2 protein-coding genes and 1 pseudogene are annotated in these 2,124 nt (G+C 67.6%); 1 reads left to right on the top strand and 2 read right to left on the bottom strand.

Annotated features, from left to right (window positions below):
* Positions 1-651 precede the first annotated feature (651 nt).
* Entirely contained in the window at positions 652-1,023 is a 372-nt protein-coding gene (locus ETD96_RS43520; RefSeq protein ID WP_138642314.1) for an STAS domain-containing protein, read from the top strand.
* 316 nt (positions 1,024-1,339) lie between these two features.
* Here the strand turns inward: ETD96_RS43520 and ETD96_RS48370 are convergent, their stop codons facing one another.
* Complete coding sequence (locus tag ETD96_RS48370; protein ID WP_138642313.1) at positions 1,340-1,798, bottom strand: IS3 family transposase; 459 nt, start codon at positions 1,796-1,798, stop codon at positions 1,340-1,342.
* Between the two features lie 143 nt (positions 1,799-1,941).
* A pseudogene (locus tag ETD96_RS46335) lies at positions 1,942-2,124 on the bottom strand (hypothetical protein); the annotation flags it as partial.

Genomic DNA, 2,124 nt, shown 5'->3' with positions numbered 1-2,124 from the left:
TGGCGATGGTCTGGGGCGGCTTGGAGGGTGGGGTAGACGGCGAAGCACTCGGTAAAGCGGTGATCGCAAGCATTTGCTTAACCGGCCGGGAGGCTCCAACGAGGGGGGTCACTGGCCGCTTGAGCGCGCGTGCGAGCTGGTCGGCGTGTACCAGGACGGCCAGTCCGCTGGAGTCCGTGAAGGTCAAGCCGAAACGTCGAGGATGAGGTGTGGGCTGGCTTGGCGAGGGCCTGCTGGCACTGGCCATGTGCGCGGTCGGCGGTGGCGTAGTCGAGTTCACCGACAAGGGTGATCACGGTGAAGATGCCGTGTGTCGCAGCCGATGTGCGCAGTGGCTCCATCGCCTAGCTCGCCTCTGCCCGGGGGTGGGAGGGCTACATGCTCTGTCAGTGAGGGCCTGGACGCAAGTCTCGACGCGGGGAGGCCACGGCGGCGCGCTGACCGTTCTTGCGCACCGGAGGCCGAGCCGAGCCCGTGCACCCACTGGGGCGTAGAGCAGACATCGGGGATGGCCTGGGCGAGACCGATTCGATGCCCACGGTCGTGGTGGGCCTCCAGCGGTGGAGCCCTGCTCGACGGTGGTGGGCGGGATGGCGGCTCGGCATCCGGGCATGAGTTGAGAGCTGTGCTGTGTCGGGGGATGGAGACGAGATGACCGGGTTGCCGCACGCGGAATCATCTGTCCGACGGCTGAGTGCGGTCGTCGAGATGGATGGAGGGTGGCTCACGGTTGAGCTACGGGGGCAGTTGGACGTCGCTACGGCTCCAGCGCTGGTCGATCGGGTGGGCAAGTTGATCGTGCAGGAGACACCACCGCGTATCGCCTTGATGCTGTCGCAGGTGAGCTTCTGTGACTCGTCGGGGCTCAACGCCTTCGTGCGGCTGTGCAGGCAAGCAGAGGCTGCTGGTGGCGAACTGGTGCTCGTGGGGCCGGGTCCCCGGCTGACCGAGAGGCTGAGATGGACCGGGCTGAACGGCCGTATCCGTGTCTGCAAGGTGCTCCCCAAGCTTCCCGAGCGGTGATCTGGCCAGCTACCCAGCACAGGGCATGGCCGCCGGCTGCTAGCCGCCTCTTCTAGCTGCCGGTGGATTCGGAGCCGCCCGAGGGGCGCGGGCAGACCCGGAAGGGGTCTGGAGTAGTCCAGGCAAACTGGCCTGTCGTCCAGCGCGGTGTTCAGCGAGATGAACAGGTGAGGGTTGAAGGCCACCGGGTTCGATGAAGACCGGTTTCTCTGGCACCGGTTGGCGTTCAGCGACTCGGCCATCGCGTTGTCATATGAATCGCCGACCGAGCCGACCGAGCCGACCGAGCCGACCGAGGCGGTCACGCCCAGGTCGGTCAGCCTGGTAGCGGAAGCTGACGTACTGGCAGCCCCGGTCGGAGTGATGGATCAGGGCGCCCGCCCGAACTGGCCGTTCGCGGCCGCGTTGCCACAGCGCCATCTCCCGTGCGTTCCAGCGGCAGGTCGGTGCGCAGGTGATCGGCCAGTTGCCAGCCCACGATCCGGCGGGGAGAAGGCGTCCGGCGTAAAAGCCACGTACATCCACCCCTCTCAGGTGCGCACATAGGTGATGTCGGCCAGCCGCAGCCGGTCTGGCCGGTTGGCGAGAACTGCCGATTGACCAGGTCCGGCGGCCGCGGCGCCGACTCGTCGGGGGCGGTGGTGCGCCGCCGGTCGCGGCGGTGCACGCCTTGCAAGCCATGGGCGCGCATCAGTCGTTCTACCGTGCAGCGCGCCACCTGCACGTCTTGTCGGCGCAGTTGCTTGTGCACGCGGTAGGCGCACGTAGGTGCCATAGCTGGCCTGATGAACTGCCTCGATCTGCTCGCTCAGGACCGCATTGCGCTGGCCGCGGGCTGAGGGTCGGCGGCGTTTGCGGCCGCAGTGGGTGCCCGGGCACAGGTTCAGGACCCGGCAGACGGGCTCGACCCCGAAGCGGTCACGCGGCTGGTCGACCAGCATGACTCCTTCGTCCGGGGCTGGCCGAGCTCGGTGGTGAAAAGCGCGCTTGCGCCTTCAATATCTCATTGGCCCGCTTGAGCACGGAGTTCTCGCGGCGCAACCGTTTGGCCTCATCACGCTCGGCGGTGGTCAGTTGCGGAGGCAGGGCGGGGGCGGGATG

Origin of the sequence: Actinomadura geliboluensis, assembly GCF_005889745.1 — a bacterium.
In the GTDB taxonomy this organism is placed as follows: Bacteria; Actinomycetota; Actinomycetes; order Streptosporangiales; family Streptosporangiaceae; genus Spirillospora; species Spirillospora geliboluensis.
This window is presented reverse-complemented; position numbering and strand designations above follow the sequence as displayed.